General features: G+C 72.9%; 14 protein-coding genes and 1 pseudogene. 9 read left to right on the forward strand and 6 right to left on the reverse strand.

The window, feature by feature from the left end; genetic code table 11:
* Positions 1-364 precede the first annotated feature (364 nt).
* From AB0P24_RS43740 to AB0P24_RS43755, 4 genes are all read left to right on the forward strand, one after another.
* Positions 365-535, forward strand: a complete 171-nt coding sequence (locus AB0P24_RS43740) for a hypothetical protein (RefSeq protein ID WP_365804315.1) — start codon at positions 365-367, stop codon at positions 533-535.
* Positions 536-578: 43 nt separating this feature from the next.
* Positions 579-674 carry a putative leader peptide gene (locus tag AB0P24_RS43745; protein WP_362746091.1) on the forward strand — a complete coding sequence of 32 codons (96 nt, stop codon included), beginning with the start codon at positions 579-581 and terminating at the stop codon, positions 672-674.
* A gap of 66 nt (positions 675-740) precedes the next feature.
* The gene (locus AB0P24_RS43750; protein ID WP_365804318.1) at positions 741-1,949 is read left to right on the forward strand and encodes an LLM class flavin-dependent oxidoreductase; all 1,209 of its coding nucleotides are present in this window, start codon (positions 741-743) and stop codon (positions 1,947-1,949) included.
* Positions 1,950-1,970: 21 nt separating this feature from the next.
* Positions 1,971-3,344 (forward strand): NtaA/DmoA family FMN-dependent monooxygenase, encoded by a 1,374-nt coding sequence (locus AB0P24_RS43755; protein WP_365804320.1) that lies wholly within the window; start codon positions 1,971-1,973, stop codon positions 3,342-3,344.
* 254 nt (positions 3,345-3,598) lie between these two features.
* On the opposite strand, the gene AB0P24_RS43760 is transcribed toward AB0P24_RS43755, so the two are convergent.
* Entirely contained in the window at positions 3,599-4,678 is a 1,080-nt protein-coding gene (locus tag AB0P24_RS43760; RefSeq protein WP_365804322.1) for a M12 family metallopeptidase, read from the reverse strand.
* Positions 4,679-4,772: 94 nt separating this feature from the next.
* On the opposite strand from AB0P24_RS43760, the gene AB0P24_RS43765 reads away from it, so the two are divergent.
* Positions 4,773-6,509 carry a LuxR C-terminal-related transcriptional regulator gene (locus AB0P24_RS43765; protein WP_365804324.1) on the forward strand — a complete coding sequence of 579 codons (1,737 nt, stop codon included), beginning with the start codon at positions 4,773-4,775 and terminating at the stop codon, positions 6,507-6,509.
* A gap of 13 nt (positions 6,510-6,522) precedes the next feature.
* Here the strand turns inward: AB0P24_RS43765 and AB0P24_RS43770 are convergent, their stop codons facing one another.
* Entirely contained in the window at positions 6,523-9,087 is a 2,565-nt protein-coding gene (locus AB0P24_RS43770) for a CHAT domain-containing tetratricopeptide repeat protein (RefSeq protein ID WP_365804348.1), read from the reverse strand.
* Positions 9,088-9,237: 150 nt separating this feature from the next.
* On the opposite strand from AB0P24_RS43770, the gene AB0P24_RS43775 reads away from it, so the two are divergent.
* The 3 genes from AB0P24_RS43775 to AB0P24_RS43785 all read left to right on the forward strand — a co-directional run bounded on the left by AB0P24_RS43775 (position 9,238) and on the right by AB0P24_RS43785 (position 11,809).
* A complete protein-coding gene (locus tag AB0P24_RS43775; RefSeq protein WP_365804326.1) occupies positions 9,238-10,680 on the forward strand; it encodes a S8/S53 family peptidase in 1,443 nt (480 codons plus the stop codon).
* Positions 10,677-11,315 carry a sigma-70 family RNA polymerase sigma factor gene (locus tag AB0P24_RS43780; RefSeq protein ID WP_365804350.1) on the forward strand — a complete coding sequence of 213 codons (639 nt, stop codon included), beginning with the start codon at positions 10,677-10,679 and terminating at the stop codon, positions 11,313-11,315. The genes AB0P24_RS43775 and AB0P24_RS43780 overlap by 4 nt, the downstream gene beginning before the upstream one ends.
* A gap of 68 nt (positions 11,316-11,383) precedes the next feature.
* The gene (locus tag AB0P24_RS43785; RefSeq protein WP_365804352.1) at positions 11,384-11,809 is read left to right on the forward strand and encodes a hypothetical protein; all 426 of its coding nucleotides are present in this window, start codon (positions 11,384-11,386) and stop codon (positions 11,807-11,809) included.
* Between the two features lie 28 nt (positions 11,810-11,837).
* Here AB0P24_RS43785 and AB0P24_RS43790 read toward each other — a convergent pair.
* A pseudogene (locus AB0P24_RS43790) lies at positions 11,838-11,990 on the reverse strand (cytochrome P450); the annotation flags it as partial.
* A 32-nt stretch (positions 11,991-12,022) separates the two neighbouring features.
* A complete protein-coding gene (locus AB0P24_RS43795; protein ID WP_365804328.1) occupies positions 12,023-12,814 on the reverse strand; it encodes an N-formylglutamate amidohydrolase in 792 nt (263 codons plus the stop codon).
* A gap of 278 nt (positions 12,815-13,092) precedes the next feature.
* Here AB0P24_RS43795 and AB0P24_RS43800 point away from each other — a divergent pair, with 278 nt between their 5' ends.
* A complete protein-coding gene (locus tag AB0P24_RS43800) occupies positions 13,093-13,617 on the forward strand; it encodes a hypothetical protein (protein ID WP_365804330.1) in 525 nt (174 codons plus the stop codon).
* 187 nt (positions 13,618-13,804) lie between these two features.
* Here the strand turns inward: AB0P24_RS43800 and AB0P24_RS43805 are convergent, their stop codons facing one another.
* Complete coding sequence (locus AB0P24_RS43805; RefSeq protein ID WP_365804332.1) at positions 13,805-16,021, reverse strand: NADP-dependent isocitrate dehydrogenase; 2,217 nt, start codon at positions 16,019-16,021, stop codon at positions 13,805-13,807.
* A gap of 413 nt (positions 16,022-16,434) precedes the next feature.
* Positions 16,435-17,673 carry a hypothetical protein gene (locus AB0P24_RS43810; RefSeq protein ID WP_365804334.1) on the reverse strand — a complete coding sequence of 413 codons (1,239 nt, stop codon included), beginning with the start codon at positions 17,671-17,673 and terminating at the stop codon, positions 16,435-16,437.
* Between the last annotated feature and the right edge of the window lie 33 nt (positions 17,674-17,706).

The raw sequence follows: 17,706 nt of genomic DNA on the forward strand, positions 1-17,706 counted from the left end.
GCCGAGTGGCTCAAGGCCTACGACCTCTCCGACGAAGCCGTCGCCAAGTCCGAGGTCAACCCGCCCGGACTGCCCCTCGACAACTCCTGACCACCTGTCAAGAAGCAGTCCCGTAGAGCGAGACCCGTAGAGCGAGACCCGTAGAGCGAGACCCGTAGAGGGAGAAAGGACCGCGCCTCCGTGACCCTTCAGAGCGGCCGCCACGGAGGCGGGGTCCCGCTCGCACCCGATCCGTCCCCGCTCGACAACGCCGTCCGGTCCGCCTTCGCCGGACCAGGAGGCACCCGCCCGGCCGGCCGGCGAGCAGCGCCGTCCGCACCGACCGCGGCACCGGGGCCGGGGCCCGGCCACCCGCCTCATCCGCGTGGTCGTTCCCGGCATCCGCGAGCGCGGCGGCACACCGTTCCCGCACACGGCCCCGGGCGGCGCGCACGCGGTCCGGCCGGACGAGTCGATCGGCTTCACCGAGCGGCCGCGCGGCCGCACCCTGCTGCCGCGCAGCCCGGGAACAACCACGAAGGCCGGTCTGTTGTGAGTCACGACGAGATGCACGCGGAGCAGGCCGGGAGGTGCGGGGCATGACACCTGTGCTCAGCCCCAGCCGCCGTACCGTCCTGCACTCCCGGCCGCACATCGACCTCCAGCGCGTGGCCGGCGCGCTCTGTTGTTCCTGACCTGCTGTCCCCGCCGCGCCCTTCCCTCCGGCGCGCCCTCGTACGGACCTTCAGGAAGGCACCACTGTGTCCTCATCTCCCGCTTCCCCCCTGCACCTCGCCGTCGCCCTGGACGGCACCGGCTGGCATCCCGCCTCCTGGCGCGAGCCGGTCGCCCGCCCCCGCGAACTGTTCACCGCCGGCTACTGGGCGGACCTGGTCGCCGAGGCCGAGCGCGGTCTCATCGACTTCGTCACCATCGAGGACGGCCTGGGCCTGCAGTCCACGCACTACGGCGAGTTGGACGGCCGCACCGACCAGGTCCGCGGCCGCCTGGACGCCGTGCTGACCGCCTCGCGGATCGCGCCGCTGTCCCGCCACATCGGCCTGGTGCCGACCGTGATCGCCACCCACACCGAGCCGTTCCACATCTCCAAGGCGATCGCCACCCTGGACTACGTCAGCACCGGCCGCGCCGGGCTGCGGGTGCAGATCTCCGCCCGTCCCTACGAGGCGGACCACTTCGGCCGCCGTACCTTCCCGCCGATCGACCTCGCGGAACTGCGGTCCCCGGCCGGGCAGCAGCGGCTCACCGAGCACTTCGACGAGGCCGCCGACTACGTCGAGGTGGTGCGCAGGCTCTGGGACAGCTGGGAGGACGACGCCGAGATCCGGGACGCCGCCACCGGCCGCTTCATCGACCGCGACAAGCTGCACTACATCGACTTCGAGGGCCGCCGCTTCAGCGTCAAGGGCCCCTCCATCACCCCGCGCCCCCCGCAGGGCCAGCCGCTCGTCACCGCCCTCGGCCACCAGACCGTCCCCTACCGGCTGATCGCCCGCCAGGCCGACGTCGGTTACGTCACCCCGCGGGACGGCGCCGACGCCCGCGCGATCGTCGCCGAGATCCGCGCCGAGCAGGAGGCGGCCGGACGCGCCGGTGAACTCCTGCACGTCTTCGGCGACCTGGTGGTCTTCCTCGACGACGACCAGGCCGCGGCCACCGCCCGCAAGGAGCGCCTCGACGCACTCGACGGCGGCGCGTACACCAGCGACGCCCGGATCTTCACCGGGACGGCGGCCGAACTCGCCGATCTCCTGGAGGAGTTCGCCGCCGCGGGCCTCACCGGCTTCCGGCTGCGGCCCGCCGTACTCGGCCACGACCTGCCGCGCATCTCTGCGGACCTGGTCCCCGAACTCCAGCGCCGCGGTCGCTTCCGCACCGCCTACGAGGCCGACACCCTGCGCGGCCTGCTCGGGCTCGCCCGCCCCGCCAACCGCTACGCCACCGCCTGAGCCGGAAGGACCGCACCCGACATGAGCAAGCCGCTGAAGCAGATCCATCTGGCCGCGCACTTCCCCGGCGTCAACAACACCACCGTGTGGAGCGACCCGGCCGCCGGCAGCCACATCGAGTTCAGCTCCTTCACCCACTTCGCGCAGACCGCCGAACGCGCCAGGTTCGACTTCCTGTTCCTCGCCGAGGGCCTCAGGCTGCGCGAACAGGGCGGCAAGATATACGACCTGGACGTCGTCGGCCGCCCCGACACCTTCACGATCCTCGCCGCGCTGGCCGCCGTCACCGACCACCTCGGCCTGACCGGCACCATCAACTCCACCTTCAATGAGCCCTACGAGGTGGCCCGCCAGTTCGCCAGCCTCGACCACCTCTCCGGCGGCCGGGCCGCCTGGAACGTCGTCACCTCCTGGGACGCCTTCACCGGCGAGAACTTCCGGCGCGGCGGCTTCCTGCCACAGGAGGAGCGCTACTCGCGCGCCAAGGAGTTCCTCGCCACCGCGGGCGAGCTCTTCGACTCCTGGCACGGCGACGAGATCCTCGCCGACCAGGCCACCGGCACCTTCCTGCGGGACGCCGGGGCGGGCTCCTTCGTGCACAAGGGCCCCCAGTTCGACATCCACGGCCAGTTCAACGTGCCCCGCTCCCCGCAGGGCCGCCCGGTGATCTTCCAGGCCGGCGAGTCCGACGAGGGCCGCGAGTTCGCCGCGTCCAGCGCCGACGCGATCTTCAGCCGGTACGCCACCCTCGACGCCGGCCAGGCCTTCTACACCGACGTGAAGTCCCGCCTCGCCAAGTACGGCCGCCGCCCCGGCGACCTGCTGATCCTGCCCGCCGCCAGCTTCGTCCTCGGCGACACCGACGCGGACGCCGAGGAACTCGCCCACCAGGTGCGCCGCCAGCAGGTCAGCGGTGCGACGGCCCTCAAGCACCTGGAGTTCGTCTGGAACCGGGACCTGTCGTCGTACGACCCCGAGGGCCCGCTGCCCGACGTGGACCCGCTGGTGAGCGAGGAGCACATCTCCCGGGGGCGCGCCCAGGTCCGGATGTACCGTGACCCGATCGCCATCGCCCGCGAGTGGCGCGAGCTCGCCGAGGCCAACAAGTGGTCCATCCGCGATCTCGTGATCAACACCGGCAACCGGCAGACCTTCGTCGGCTCCCCGGCCACCGTCGCCCGCACCATCAACGACTTCGTGCAGGCGGACGTCTCCGACGGCTTCATCCTGGTCCCGCACATCACGCCCGGCGGCCTCGACACCTTCGCCGACACGGTCGTACCGCTCCTCCAGGAGCAGGGTGTCTTCCGCACCGAGTACGAGGGCACCACCCTGCGCGACCACCTCGGCCTCGCCCTCCCCGACGAGCCCAGGGGGGAGCGGGCGGCGTCGTGAGGTCCGCGCGATCACCCTGATCGCGCACCGCCCGGACCGTACGCCTTCTGGAAGCCGTCGAGCCCGAAGCCGTCGAGCCCGAAGCCGGCGACCACCGCGCCGACCACGGCGTGGCTCGCGCCCCCGGGCGGGTGCCCGCGGCGTCTCCGGTGTGGCCGCGGCACGTATCCCTCCCCCGAAGGCTACGTGCCGCGACCGCTTCCCCCCCGGTGCCGGACAGTGGTCCGACCTCCGCGTCGCGGTGCGTGCCGGTGTCACCAGCACATGACCGCTGTCTCCCCCGACCCCCACGTGGAATGGAGACGGACGCGGACGAAGTAGCGTCGGCCCTTGACGAGCCGGACCCTGATCCCGGTGTTGTGCGGGGTGCCTCCGTCGTCGTGGCCGGCGAGGTAGCGCGGTTCCCCGTCGCGCTCCTCGAAGACCACGACGACGCAGTCGCTCTCTCCGAAGGTGCCCACGCTGTAGACGCGGGTCTCCGGCGGCTCCACGGCGAAGTCGGCCTGTCCGCCCGGACCCAGAATGAGCGGCGCCGAACGGAACGGCACCAGCGCGGCCGGCGGATCGGCGGGCGGGTACCAGCGGAGCACGAACTCCTTGTCGGCCGGGGACAGCGACCCCGGCGGGTAGAGACCGTTGTGGTACTGCTCCGGCTCCAGGATCAGCCCCGGGCCGATGGGGTACTGCATCACGGACTGCGGGTCCCACACCGAGCCGTTGGCCTCGGCGGGGTCCAGCCTGCGCAGGATGTTGGCGTACGTCGTGTCCCGGCTCCAGTGATTCGGCGGTCCGGCGAGGTCGGCGTAGACCGCCTCGTCGTCCCAGTGCACGCCCGCGAACGGGCTCTGGTGCTCGTGCCGCATCCCGAGCGCGTGCCCGACCTGGTGCAGGGCCGTCCAGCGCCCGCCGGGCTCGGTCAGGTCCCAGCCCAGGTTCATGGTGCGCTCGCCCGCGCCCACCGAGAGCGCGTCCCGGCCCACCGCCGACCAGGATCCGTCCCCCAGCTGGAAACCGATCCGCAGTTCCGCCTCGCAGCGGTCGGAGACCTCGGCGAACGTCACCCCGATACCGAGGCCCTGCCACTCCCGGAAGCACTCGCGCAGCACGTCCCGCTGCTCCCTGGCACCGGTCCACGGCACCCGGCGCAGTTCCCCGGTCCCCGGGACCGGGATCACCGAGGCGTCGGTGTCGGCGTCGAAGAAGTAGTAGTGCAGAACCGTGCCGTTGACCCACATCCGCCGCCCGCCGACCAGCGCGCCGAGCCGCTCGGCGGCCAGTCCCGGCGCGAACGCCGGGGCCGGCTGCCGCGGAAGCGAGCAGTAGCGTCGGTTCATGCGCCCAGACTGCCGTCCGGCCCGGCCGGACGCCTGAGTCGGAAGCTACTCAAGTCCCCCTGTATCAGAGCTGAGTAACGCGACTCATACTCACGTGACGAGTTACGAACAGGATGCGCGGACCCTCGAACCGCACTGGCCCTTCACCGGCCGCGAGGACGAACTGGAGCTGGTCAGGCGGTCGTCGGCGGCCGGACGCCAGGGTGTGGTGGTGACCGGGCCGGCCGGTATCGGCAAGACCCGGCTGATCACGGAGGCCGTGCGGGGCACCGACTGTGCCCGGGTGACCGGCACCCCCGAGACCAGCGCCCTCCCGTTCGCCGCGTTCGCGCACCTGCTCTCCGACCGTGTCTCGCTGCCCGGCGCCGTCCGGCACCTGTCCGGGGTGCGGCTCCTGGTCGTCGACGACGCCCATCTCCTCGACGAGGCCTCGGCCGCCCTCGTCCACCAGCTCGCCGTGCACGGCCGTACCCGGCTCGTGGTGGCCGCCGCCGATCCCGCACCCGTCCCCGGCGCGATCGCCCGCCTGTGGACCGGGGAACTCCTCACCCGTCTCGCCCTGGAACCACTGCCGTACGACGAGACGGCCGCGCTGCTCGCCGGCGGTCGCCTGGAACCGCTCACCGTGCGCCGGCTGCACCGGGTGTGCCGGGGGGATCTGCGGCTGCTGCGCGATCTCCTCGGCGCGCTGCGCGAGTCCGGCCCGCTGACCCGGGTCCCGGACACCGGCGAGTGGGCCTGGCGCGGCCCGCTGCCGCTCACCGCGACCGTACGCGACCGCATCGCCCCCCTGCTGGACCGGCGCGACCCCGCAGAGCGCGACACCCTCGAACGCCTCGCCTTCGCCGAGCCGTTGCCACCGCACTTCGACGAGGGGCTCGACCTGGCCGTCCTCGAACGGCTGGAGACCGAGGGCCTGATCCACGTCGACGACCGGGGCCGGGTCCGTCTCGCCCACCCCCTGCACGGCCCCGCGCTGCGCGCCTCGGCGGGCCGGCTGCGGGCCCGCCGGCTGGCCCGCACCCCGGACCAGTGCGAGCCCGCCCTGAAGGACGAACAGGAACGACTGGAAGAACACATCGAGCAGTTGGACGTACGGGAGGCGCCGGCCCCGGTGGGGGAGTGGCTGGCAGTGGGAGGCCTGCCCGTACCGGCCGGGTACGCGGCCGTGCGTGCCCGGTACTCGTGGCTTCGGGGGGAGCTGCGAGAGGCGGCGGCGTGGGCGAGGGAGGGACTGCGGGCGGCGCCGGGCGACGCCTCCTGCCGTACCGAACTCGCCCGTGCCGCCGCCGAGTGGGGGGAGGGTGCCGTAGTGCGCGGGGACGGGGGTCTCGCGCACTACGGCACCGTACGACTCGGGGAGCCCGCGGGGGCCGCGGCAGCCGTGGGGCGGCTGGACGGGGTCCTCGCACGGCACGCGCGGGCCCTCGCCCGCGGCGACGGACCCGCCCTGGACCGGGCGGCCGGGGCGCTGGCGGAGCGCGGCCTGCTGCTGTTCGCGGCGGAGGCCCACGCGCAGGCCGCCGGTGCCCACCGCGACCCGCGCGCCGCCCGGACGTCCCGCACCCGCGCGGTGGCCCTCGCCCGCCGCTGCCAGGGCGCCCGCACCCCGGCCCTGTCCGCCCTGGTGCTCGGCGAACTCACCGCCCGCCAGCGCCAGATCGTCACGCTCGCCGCGACCGGCCTCAGCAACCGGCAGATCGCCGAGCGACTGACCCTGTCCGTACGGACGGTGGGCAACCACCTCTACAGCGCCTACACCCGCCTCGGCGCGAGCGACCGCGCGGCGCTGCCGTGGCTGGTGGAGCAGCCGGACCGGCAGTCGGCCTAGGGTCTGCCGCGGCTCAGGCCGCCCCGAACGCGGCGAACGCCCACCCTGTCGCCTGGTGGAGCGCGTCGCCCGGCAGGGCGGCCCGGGCGTCGCGCAGCGCCTCCGCCAGGGACAGCCCGGCGCCCAGCCCCTTGTGCAGGGCCAGCATCAGCGGGACCACCGCCGCGTCGTTGACGGGCGCGCTGCTCGCCACCACCCCGGCCGTGCCCAGCGGCAGCAACGCCGTGACCAGGCCGAGGAGTTCATCGGCGCCGACCGAGGCGAGCCGGGCCGTGTCACAGCTGGAGAGGATGATCCGGTAGGGGCTGCGGGCAAGGCGTTCGAAGTCGTGCACGATCAGCGGGCCGTCCGCCATCCGAAGCGAGGAGAAGAGCGGGCTGTCCGCGCGGAAGGTGCCGTGCGCGGCGATGTGGGCCAGCGCCGCCCCGTCCAACTCCTCCAGGACACGGGGGACCTGGGCCTCGTCGTGCTCCAGGATCCGCGCTGCCGCGTACTGGCCCGCCACTTCCGGCACCTCCGCGCCCCCGGTCGCCAACCCCGGCCCCCGGACCAGCACATGGCGGCCGCCCGGCGGCGGCTCGGTCTCCCGCGCGCGCAGCCAGCTCGACGCCGACGGCGACACGCTGAGCACCCGCTCCCGCAGGGCGGGGAGCAGGGCCCAGGGCACCTGATGCAGCGCGCCCGGCGGGACGATCACCACCGGCCCGGAGCCGAGCTGGGCCGCCGCCGGGCCGAGCAGCAGCTCCTCCAGCCGCTTCCCGGCGGCCTCCACCACCGGCAGCCGCGCCTCCGCCCCCGGGTGCGCGAGCCGTCGCAGCCCCGCCTGGACGTGCTCCGCCTCGAGGAGCGCCTCCGCCAGCGGGCCGCCCGTGAACCGCCGCACCCGGCCCTGACCGCACAGCAGGATGTGCACCCGGCCGTCCAGCACGGCGAGTTCGACCAGCCGGGCGTCACCGAGCCGGTCCAGGAGGCGGGCCGGGTCGAAGCGGTCGCCGCCGCCGGGGGCGTCACCGCGGGTGTGATGGGTGCGGGCCCGGATCTCCCGTTCCAGGCGCCGCTGTTCACGCTCCAGGGCGGGCACCGGACGGCCCTCCCGGCGGGCCTCCTCGGCGCGGGAGGCGATCTCCCGGAACGCGGTGAGGGAGGCGAGCAGGGCCGGGTCGGCGGGCGGCCGGGTCGGGGGAGTGGACAGGACCGTGGCCCGCCAGCGCTCGCTCCACTCCAGGAGGCGGCGCGGCCCGCCGTGCGCGAGGCTCGCCTGCTGGGCCAGCGCGGCCAGTTCGGCGCCCTGCGCGGTGGCCCGGGCCCGCAGCTCCGAGGCGCCCAGGGTCATCCGGTGGTCGTCGAGGACGTCGAGGCCGCGCCGGCAGGCCTCCAGGACGCCCCGGCCCGAACCGGCCGCCCGCGCGCGGAGCGCCTGCGCGGCCCAGCCGGTCATCCGGGCCAGCGGCGGCCCGACGTGCCTGCCGCGCGCGGCCACCGCGAGATGCCGTTCCGCGTCCGCCGTCCAGCCCAGCGCCAGCGCGATCCGCCCCGCGAGCAGCGAGGCCTCCGGCGCGGCCGGCGCGCCGAAGGACGCCAGCTGGTCGGCGACCGCCACCGCGTCCTGCACCAGCCGCCCGGACGCGGCCCCGCCCGCCACCCGCGCCTCGATCAGCACCAGCCGGGCGTGCGTCTCCCACCAGCCGCGCCGCTGCCCCGAGAACAGCCGTACGGCGACCGCGGCCCGGGCGATCGCGGTCTGCGCGTCCCCGGTCGACAGCGCGGACCGGGCGGCGGTCAGCAGCAGTTCGGCCTTGCGGGTGGACTGCCCGCCGATCCGGTCCAGGGTCGCGATCGCCGCGTCCGCCTCGGCCAGCGCCTCCGGGGCCAGTCCGGCCGCCATCAGCACGTCGCAGCGCGCGATGTACAGCATGAACGAGGGCGTGCCCAGCTCGTCGTACCGCTCCTTGGCCTCGGCCAGCAGCCGCAGCGCCGCCGGGATGTCGCCGGAGCGGTACGCGGCCAGGCCCCGGTTCTCCACGGCGACCGCCTTGTCGTGCTCCTGGCCCGTCGTCTCCCACAGCCGTTCCGCCGCCGTGAAGTCCGCGTCCGCCCGCTCCACCGCGCCCACCGCGAGATGCACGGTGGCCCGCACGCTCAGCGCCCGCGCGGTCCAGATGACGTCACCGGCCTGCCGCAGCACCGGGATCGCCCGCCGCAGGTCCTCCAGGGCCTCCTTGTGCCGGCCCAGCACCCACCAGGCGTACGCCCGCCGGTACAGCACCCGCGCCCGGGTGTGCCCGTTGCCCCGGGCCACCCCGCGCTCCAGCACGGCCAGCCCCTGCCGCGTACGCCCCGCGTGCACCAGGGCGACCCCGAGGGTGCCGAGGACGTCCGCCTCCCGTTCCGCCGAGTCCGCGCGGGCCGCGCAGTCGCGGGCCTTGCGCAGGTGGTCGAGGGCGAGGGCGAGGTCCCCGAAATCCCGCTGCCAGATGCCGATGACCTGGTGGGCGACGGACGCGTCCAGCGGCGACGGATCGGACCGCAGGACCTGCTCCGCCCGTGCCAGGGCCGCGCCGGGGGCGGCGAACACCATCGGCAGCAGTTCCGTAACCGAATCGCTTCGCGCAGTCACCCCTCGGATGGTACTGGCCTGGGCATACATGCCCCACAGGTTTGACGCTGTATCAAGCGGCGGCCACACGACTCTGACTGAAGAACGCCGTTTCCGGGGGAGGGACAGGCCATGGCACCTCAGCGATTCCATGAGCAGTTCGATCAGATCCAGCGCTCCATGCCGGACGTACCACTGGCGATGGGGCCGGACGACGCAGCCGAGTTCCTGTACGAGAAGGGGGTGGTCCTCGCCCGGGACGGCGAGGAGGCCCGGGTCGTCGAGGACACCGTGCGCGCCCACTTCACCGCCACCACCGGCCTGGTCGCCGACCGGGTGCGCCGGGCGGGCCCGGAGACCAACCGCACCGGTGTCACCCGCATCCAGGTCGGCGACCCGAACCACGGGGACCGCACCGGCGACCGCGCCGTCAGCCACGCGCTGCGCGCCCTGCGGGAGGCGGAGGGCCGCTCGGGCCGGCGCCTGGTCAGCCGCAACCACGTGGTGTCCACCACGGGGAACGCCAACTCCTGCAACCCCTGCGAACCGCTCCCCGCCCTGCTCACCCAGACCCCCAACCCGCAGCCGGTGGACGGCAGTTACGACCCGGACACCGCCGTCAGCGTCCTGGTGATGGACACCGGGCTGGTGCACGACTACCGCTCCTACCCGCTCCTCGACCGCGTCCAGGGCGACCCGCAGCTCACCGAGACCGACGCCGAGGGAGTCCTCCAGCAGTACGTCGGCCACGGCACGTTCATCGCCGGGCTCATCGCCGCCCTCGCCCCCAACACCGACATCACCGTCACCAACACCCTCAACGACGCGGGCGCCATCCTGGAGTCCGAGTTCGGCGGCAAGCTCTTCGAGGCCGTCGACCAGCACGGCTGGCCGGACATCATCAGTCTCTCCGCCGGCACCTCGAACGGCAGCGCCGACGGACTGCTCGCCGTCGAGGCCTTCATGGACGCCCTGCGCGACCAGCACACCCTGCTCGTCGCGGCCGCCGGCAACAACGGCAGCGCCACCAACTTCTGGCCCGCCGCCTGCGCCGACCTGCCCGGCTACGAGAACGCGGTCCTCTCGGTCGGCGCGCTGCGCAGCGACGGCGAGCACGGCGCCTGCTTCACCAACCACGGCAGCTGGGTCAAGGTCTACGCCCCCGGCGAGCAACTCGTCGGCGCCCTGGCCGGCTTCGACGCACCCGTGCCGTACGTGTACCAGCACACCACCTACGACGCCTGCCGGTTCGGTTTCACCTACGCCTGCACCTGCCAGTACCCGCGCCACACCGGCGTGTTGACCGACGCCGGGACGACCGGACCCGGCAAGCCCGACCAAGTGATGTTCGAAGGGTTCGCACAGTGGAGCGGAACATCGTTCGCCACCCCCATCGCCGCCGGCCTCGTCGCCGACCGGATGACCACGCACAAGGAGTCCGACCCGCGCACGGCACGCAGCCAACTCCTCCAGAACATCACGGAGTACGCCGAGGTGCGCGGCACCCCGGTACCGGTGCTCCGCCCGGCGAGCTGGCAGCCGGTCCCGGTCGTGCGGCTGACCGCCACGGCCTGAGGTCCGGAACACTCCCCTCCACGGCGTACGATGACTTGCCGTACACGAGGGGTGGGACCGTGGACCGAGCAGAGGTCGGCGCGCTGGTCCAGGCAGCCGTCGACGGCGACGCGGCGGCCTGGAAGGCGCTCGTGGAAGGGCTGAGCCCGCTGGTGTGGTCCGTGGTGCGCGCGCACCGGCTCTCCGACGCCGACGGGCACGAGGTGTACCAGACCGCGTGGTTCCGGTTCGCCCAGCACCTGGGCCGCATCCGGGAGCCCGACAAGGCGGGCTCCTGGCTGGCCAGCACGGCACGCAACGAGTGCCTGAAGGTGATCCGGAGCCTGACCCGGCTACAGCCGACCGACGATCCGCAGGTCCTCGACCGGGTCAGCGAGGACCGTACGCCCGAGCAGTACCTGATCGACGCGGAGGACCAGGCGGACGAGGCCCGGCGGATCCGTCTGCTGTGGCAGGAGTTCGAGGAACTCGGCGACCGGTGCCGGCAGTTGCTGCGCGTGCTGATGGCCTCGCCGCCGCCCAGCTATGTCGAGGTGTCCGTCGCGCTGGGCATCGCCGTGGGCAGCATCGGCCCGCTGCGCCAGCGCTGTCTGCGCCGGCTGCGGGCCCGGCTCGACGCGAGGGGTGCGATGTGAGCGACGACGACTTCCCGCCCGACCAGGGCCTCGACGACAGCGCCGACACCGCCGCCGTCGACTTCGACGTGGACCTCCTGGAGGAGGAACTGCGCCGCGCGGCCGCCGTCCTCGACCCGCTTCCGGCCGGGCTGCTGCAACTCGCCATGGACGCCTACCTGCTGCACGACCTGGACGCCCGGGTCGCCGAGCTGACCTTCGACTCCCTGACCGACGCGATCCCCGTCAGAGGAGTCCAGGAGCCGCCCCGGATGCTGACCTTCCAGGCGGGTGAGCTGACCGTGGACGTCGAGGTCACCGGCGACGGACTGCTCGGCCAGCTGCTGCCCCCGCAGTCCGCCCGCATCGAGGTGCTCGACGGTCCGGCTTCGGCCCGCCCGCTCACCGTCGACCCCATGGGCCGCTTCGCCGACGCCACCCCGCCCACCGGCCCCTTCGCACTGCGCCTGAGCACCGGCGCCGACGTGATCGTGACGGAGTGGCTGCGGGCCTGAACCGGGCCGCGTCCTGACGGAGCCACCGTCACCAGGTGACCGGCAGCGCCCGCGGCCCCCGGACCATGGTCCGGCGGCGCCGCTCCACGCCCTCGGCGGGGACCGCGAGCCGCAGTTCCGGCAGGCGGTCGAGGAGGGTGTCGACCAGGAGGCCGGTCCGCAGGCGGGCCAGGACCGTGCCCCGGGTCCTTTCGGAATGCTCCCGCCGGAGGGTCAACGGCCGGCGGCGTCCACGAGCACGGCGAGGGCGGCGGCGAGCCGGTCCGCTCCCGCGCCCGCCGGACCGCCGGGCTCGGTCATGTACAGGTCCCGCCGGATCTCCACCATCAGCGCGCCGACCTGCGCGTCCGTCCCGTAGAACTCCAGCGGCACATAGGTTCCGCCGAACGGGCTGTCCAGCCCGGTCTCCCCGCACCCCGCGAAGGCCTCCCGGGCCGCCTCCGTCAGCCGGGCCGGCGTGTGGAAGGCGTCCGTGCCCAGGCACACCGGCGGCCGCGGCCCCGTCCCGTGCAGTTCGTAGGGCAGCGCCCGGCTCGGATAGGAGTGCACGTCGATCACCACGGCCCGCCCGGTCGCGGCCAGCCGCCCGGCGACGGCCTCCGTCATCGCCCGCGCGTACGGCCGGAAGTACCGCTCGACCAAGGGCCCGGGATCGAACGGCTCGTTCCGCAGCACCCGCCGGTGCGTGGTCCGCGTGTACACGGCCCCCATCCCGACGGCGAGCATCTCCTCCCGCTCGTCCGGGAACCGCTCCGGGTCCACCACCAGCCGCGACAGCCGGTTGACGAACCGCCAGGGGGCCACCCCGGCGCGCTTCGCCGCCGCCTCGGCCAGCTCGGCCGTGTGCGCGTCCGTGATGTGGTCCAACTCCCGCTCCAGCGCGGCGTCGTCGAGCACGATCCCGGCGCGTACCGCGGCCGGGATCGCCCGCGCGGAGTGCGGCACATGCAGGATCACCGGCGACTCGGCGGCGCCGGGCAGGAGGTCGTACGACGGCTGGGACACGGGCGGCTCCCGGGGTGTGGTCAGTGGCAGGGTGCGGGATCGGGGTCCGAGTACGGCACGCGGCGCAGGCGACGCCGACGCGCAGGGTCAGGTCCGGGGGCGGTGACGGCAACCAAGAACGGTCCATGACTTGCCCTCCGCCGTGCCCGTCCTGTTCAAACATTCAACAAAGGGATCTTCGTGACCGGCAAAGAAGTCTACCCGCATAGATGATTCCGGTGCTGTCATGCTCACGACCGCCCGGAATTCCTGCCGGGCACCGCTCCGGGAGATCCCCCATGCCCCGAATATCCCGCTCCCTGGTCACCGCCCTGTCCTCCCTCGCCCTCGCCGCCGCCGGCCTCACGGTCGCGGCCGGCACCGCGCACGCGCAGAGCTGCAGCCAGGGCTACCTCCCCCTCCCCGACCCCAGCTGCCAGCCCGGCGACTTCAACCCGGACGTCACCCAGTCCACCATCGACTCGACCATCTGCGTCTCCGGGTGGACCGCGACCGTCCGGCCGTCCAGCTCCTACACCACCGCGCTGAAGAAGAAGCAGATCGTCGAGTACGGCTACACCGACACCAGCACCTCGGACTACGAGGAGGACCACTTCGTCCCCCTCGAACTCGGCGGTGCCCCCAAGAGCGAGCTCAACCTCTGGCCCGAGCCGCAGTACGGGACCAAGACCGCCGCCAACAAGGACACCGTCGAGAACAAGCTCAAGAAGGCCGTCTGCGCCGGCACCGTCACCCTGGCGGACGCCCAGGACGCGATCGTCACGGACTGGACGACCGCGCTGTCGAACCTGGGCCTGAGCTGATCCCGTCCGCCGGCTCGGGGGCCGGTCGCCTCTTTCGGAGGTGGCCGGCCCCTGTCGGCTCCCGGCAGGCGGAGCAGGTGCCGTCGCAGCCGGGGTGGCAGGGCCGGACACGGTTCCGTCCCGGCGGGCGGGGTGCCTGCCGGGACGGACGGAGACCGCGCGAGGCGGCCTGCGATGCCTCTGGAGCCTAGAGGGCCGCGAGGGCCGCGTTCCAGGTGGCCGACGGGCGCATGACCGCGTCCGCCTTGGCCTTCTCGGGCTGGTAGTAGCCGCCGATGTCGGCCGGGGAGCCCTGGACGGCGAGCAGCTCTTCGACGATCTTCTGCTCGTTGGCGGCGAGCGTCTCGGCGAGTGACGCGAACGCCTTGGCGAGCTCGGCGTCGTCGGTCTGCTTGGCCAGCTCCTGCGCCCAGTAGAGGGACAGGTAGAAGTGGCTGCCGCGGTTGTCGATGCCGCCGACGCGACGGGTCGGGGACTTGTCCTCGTTCAGGAAGGTGGCCGTGGCCCGGTCGAGGGTGTCGGCGAGGACCTTGGCGCGGGTGTTGCCGGTGAAGTCGGCGTACTGCTCGAAGGAGGGGACGAGCGCGAAGAACTCGCCGAGGGAGTCCCAGCGCAGGTAGTTCTCCTTGACCAGCTGCTGGACGTGCTTGGGCGCGGAGCCGCCGGCGCCCGTCTCGAACAGGCCGCCGCCCGCCATCAGCGGGACGACCGACAGCATCTTGGCGCTGGTGCCCAGCTCCAGGATCGGGAACAGGTCGGTCAGGTAGTCACGGAGCACGTTGCCGGTGACGGAGATGGTGTTCTCGCCGCGGCGGATGCGCTCCACGGACAGCTTGGTGGCCTCGACGGGGGACAGGATCCGGATGTCCAGGCCCTCGGTGTCGTGCTCCTGGAGGTACCGCTCGACCTTGGCGATCAGCTGCGCGTCGTGCGCGCGGTCCTCGTCCAGCCAGAAGACGGCCGGGTCACCGGTGGCGCGGGCGCGGGTGACGGCCAGCTTCACCCAGTCCCTGATCGGCGCGTCCTTGGTCTGGCAGGCACGGAAGATGTCACCGGCGGCGACCGGCTGCTCGAGCACGACGTCGCCGGCCGCGTCGACCAGGCGGACCGTGCCGGCGGTGGCGATCTCGAAGGTCTTGTCGTGGGAGCCGTACTCCTCGGCCTTCTGCGCCATCAGGCCCACGTTCGGGACCGAGCCCATGGTGGACGGGTCGAAGGCGCCGTTGGCCCGGCAGTCGTCGATCACGGCCTGGTAGACACCGGCGTAGGAGGAGTCCGGGATGACCGCGAGGGTGTCGGCCTCCTGGCCGTCCGGGCCCCACATGTGGCCGGAGGTGCGGATCATGGCCGGCATCGAGGCGTCGACGATGACGTCGGAGGGCACGTGCAGGTTGGTGATGCCCTTGTCGGAGTCGACCATCGCGAGAGCCGGGCCCTCGGCGATCTCGGCGTCGAAGGAGGCCTTGATCTCGGCACCCTCGGGCAGGTTCTCCAGGCCCTTGAGGATGCCGCCCAGACCGTCGTTCGGGGAGAGGCCGGCCGCCTTGAGCGTCTCGCCGTACTTCGCGAACGTCTTCGGGAAGAAGGCGCGCACCACGTGGCCGAAGATGACCGGGTCGGAGACCTTCATCATCGTGGCCTTCAGGTGCACGGAGAACAGGACGTCCTCCTGCTTGGCGCGGGCGATCTGCGCGGCCAGGAAGTCGTTGAGCTGCGCGACGTGCAGCACGGAGGCGTCGACGACCTCGCCCGCGAGGACCGGTACGGACTCCCTGAGGACGGTGGTGGTGCCGTCCTCGGCGACCAGCTCGATCCTGAGCGCGCCGGCCTCGGAGATCACCGCGGACTTCTCGGTGGAGCAGAAGTCGTTCTCGCCCATGGTCGCCACGTTGGTCTTGGACTCGGCGGTCCAGGCGCCCATGCGGTGCGGGTGGTTCCGGGCGTAGTTCTTGACCGAGGCGGGGGCGCGGCGGTCCGAGTTGCCCTCACGCAGGACCGGGTTCACGGCGGAACCCTTCACCTTGTCGTAGCGGGCGCGGATCTCGCGCTCCTCGTCGGTCTTCGGGTCGTCCGGGTAGGCCGGCAGCGCGTAGCCCTTGCCCTGGAGCTCGGCGACGGCGGCCTTCAGCTGCGGGATCGACGCCGAGATGTTCGGCAGCTTGACGATGTTGGCCTCGGGCGTCTTGGCGAGGTCGCCCAGCTCGGCCAGCGCGTCGGGGAGGCGCTGGTCCTCGTCCAGGTACTCCGGGAAGTGGGCGATGATGCGTCCGGCCAGCGAGATGTCGCGGGTGTCCACGGCGACACCGGCCTGCGAGGCGTACGCCTGGACCACCGGCAGGAACGAATGCGTCGCCAGGGCCGGGGCCTCGTCTGTGTAGGTGTAGATGATGGTCGAGTCAGTCACCGGGTGCTCCGCTCCACGTCTGCAACATTGCTCGACATCAAGATATCTCGTGATCGACCCAGGCTCGACAGGGGTCCGCGACTCGGAAGATCCGTTTGTCACACGACGGGCAACCGGATCGGTCAAAAGGGTGGTCATGAGGAACGAGCCGCCATCGACCGGCGGCGGGACCGGCCACCCGGCGCGCCCGGGCGGAAGGGGCCATGAGACAGCGCACCGGACTGACGGCTCCGGCCGCCCTGCTCGGCACGGTGACCGTACTGGCCACGGGGCCCCGGCCCTCGCGCGTCCCTTCTCCGCGGGGGAGAAAAGCGGCGACGCGAGGACCGGGGGCGACGCATCGGTCCCGGCCCCGGGCCAGGAGTCCCTCGGCGCCCCCGTCCACCCGGCTTGATCAGGAGCCGATGCGTGTCCTAGGAGCAGCCGGGTACGGTGCTGGGGCTGCCACAGTTGTCGGGCTGGTTGCCGGTGACGGGGCTGGCGAGCAGCGTCACCGTGCCGCTGGCGTTGAAGATGCCGCCGCCGTTCGCGCCCGTTCCCAGCGCCCGGTTGCCGGTTACCGGGCTGCTGGTGAGAGCCACCCTGCCGAAGGCCGTGTCGAAGATGCCGCCACCGCGGGAGTTCGTGCCGTTGGCGGTGTTGCCGTTGACCGGGCTGCTGGTGAACCGCACCGTGCCGGAAGCGTTGAAGATGCCGCCGCCCTGTGCGTTGGTGCCGGTGACGGTGTTGCCCGTGACCCCGCTCGCGTTCAGCGCCATGGTTCCGGCCTGCGCGATGCCGCCGCCCTGCGGATGGGCACCGGTGACGTCGTTGCCGGTGACCGGAGTGCTGTTCAGCGCCACCGTCGTGCCGGTGGCGGCGGCGATCCCGCCGCCCAGGTTGACCGCGTGGTTGCCGGTGATCCTGCTCGCGTCGACGGTCGCCCTGCCCGAACCTCCGAACGGGCTGACGAACACGGCCCCGCCGGCAAGCGCCCGGTTGCCGGAGAGCGTGCTGGTGTTGACGCTCACCGCGCCGTTGTCGTTGTCGATGGCCCCGCCATAGGTGTCGGCGATGTTGGCGGTGAGGCTGCTGTTGTTCAGCGTCACCGCCGCACCGGCGCCCTTGAGCCAGAGGGCACCGCCCCGGCCGTTGCCAAGGCTGCCGGACGCGTGACCGTTGCTGAGGGTCAGGAGGTTGAGAGTGAGGTTTCCGTGCGCGCCGTCGATTTCGAAGAAACGGAAATTGGCGGCGGTTGCGGCTCGGGTGACGGTGTCGCCGCTTCCGTTGATCGTGACGTTGTTCGTGATGACCGGCAGTCCGTTGTCGTCGTTGGGCGGTGTGGCATCGGTGAGGGTGTAGGTGCAGCCGGGCTTGAGGTTGACCGTGCCGCCCACTGCGGCGACAGCGCCGATCGCGGTCTGAAGGTCGCTCTCGCTGCAACTGGGCACGTTCACGACCAGCGCCCGGCTGGTGGCACGAGTGGTGCTGTCCGCCTCGGTGGAGGGAGCGCCGAGCACCGGGTCGGCAGGCGCCGTGGCCGACTGCGACACGCCGAGCAGGTCCAGCCCGGACGGGGCGGCCTGTGCGACGGCGGACGGCGTGACCACGCCAAAAGGGGCGAGGGTGAGTCCCATGAGAATGGGGGCGGCACGAGAGACGCTCGAACGCATCGGGGCTCCTTCGGGCGGGTCGCCAATGTCGTT

This window comes from Streptomyces sp. NPDC086519 (genome assembly GCF_040686075.1).
Classification (GTDB): Bacteria; Actinomycetota; Actinomycetes; order Streptomycetales; family Streptomycetaceae; genus Streptomyces; species Streptomyces shenzhenensis.

Excerpts from the sequence above, each read along its gene's own strand:
- AB0P24_RS43745 (WP_362746091.1), top strand. The coding sequence starts at position 579 with ATGACACCTGTGCTCAGCCCCAGCCGCCGTACCGTCCTGCACTCCCGG.
- AB0P24_RS43755 (WP_365804320.1), top strand. The coding sequence starts at position 1,971 with ATGAGCAAGCCGCTGAAGCAGATCCATCTGGCCGCGCACTTCCCCGGC.
- AB0P24_RS43760 (WP_365804322.1), bottom strand. The coding sequence starts at position 4,678 with ATGAACCGACGCTACTGCTCGCTTCCGCGGCAGCCGGCCCCGGCGTTC.
- AB0P24_RS43770 (WP_365804348.1), bottom strand. The coding sequence starts at position 9,087 with ATGGTGTTCGCCGCCCCCGGCGCGGCCCTGGCACGGGCGGAGCAGGTC.
- AB0P24_RS43775 (WP_365804326.1), top strand. The coding sequence starts at position 9,238 with ATGGCACCTCAGCGATTCCATGAGCAGTTCGATCAGATCCAGCGCTCC.
- AB0P24_RS43800 (WP_365804330.1), top strand. The coding sequence starts at position 13,093 with ATGCCCCGAATATCCCGCTCCCTGGTCACCGCCCTGTCCTCCCTCGCC.
- AB0P24_RS43810 (WP_365804334.1), bottom strand. The coding sequence starts at position 17,673 with ATGCGTTCGAGCGTCTCTCGTGCCGCCCCCATTCTCATGGGACTCACC.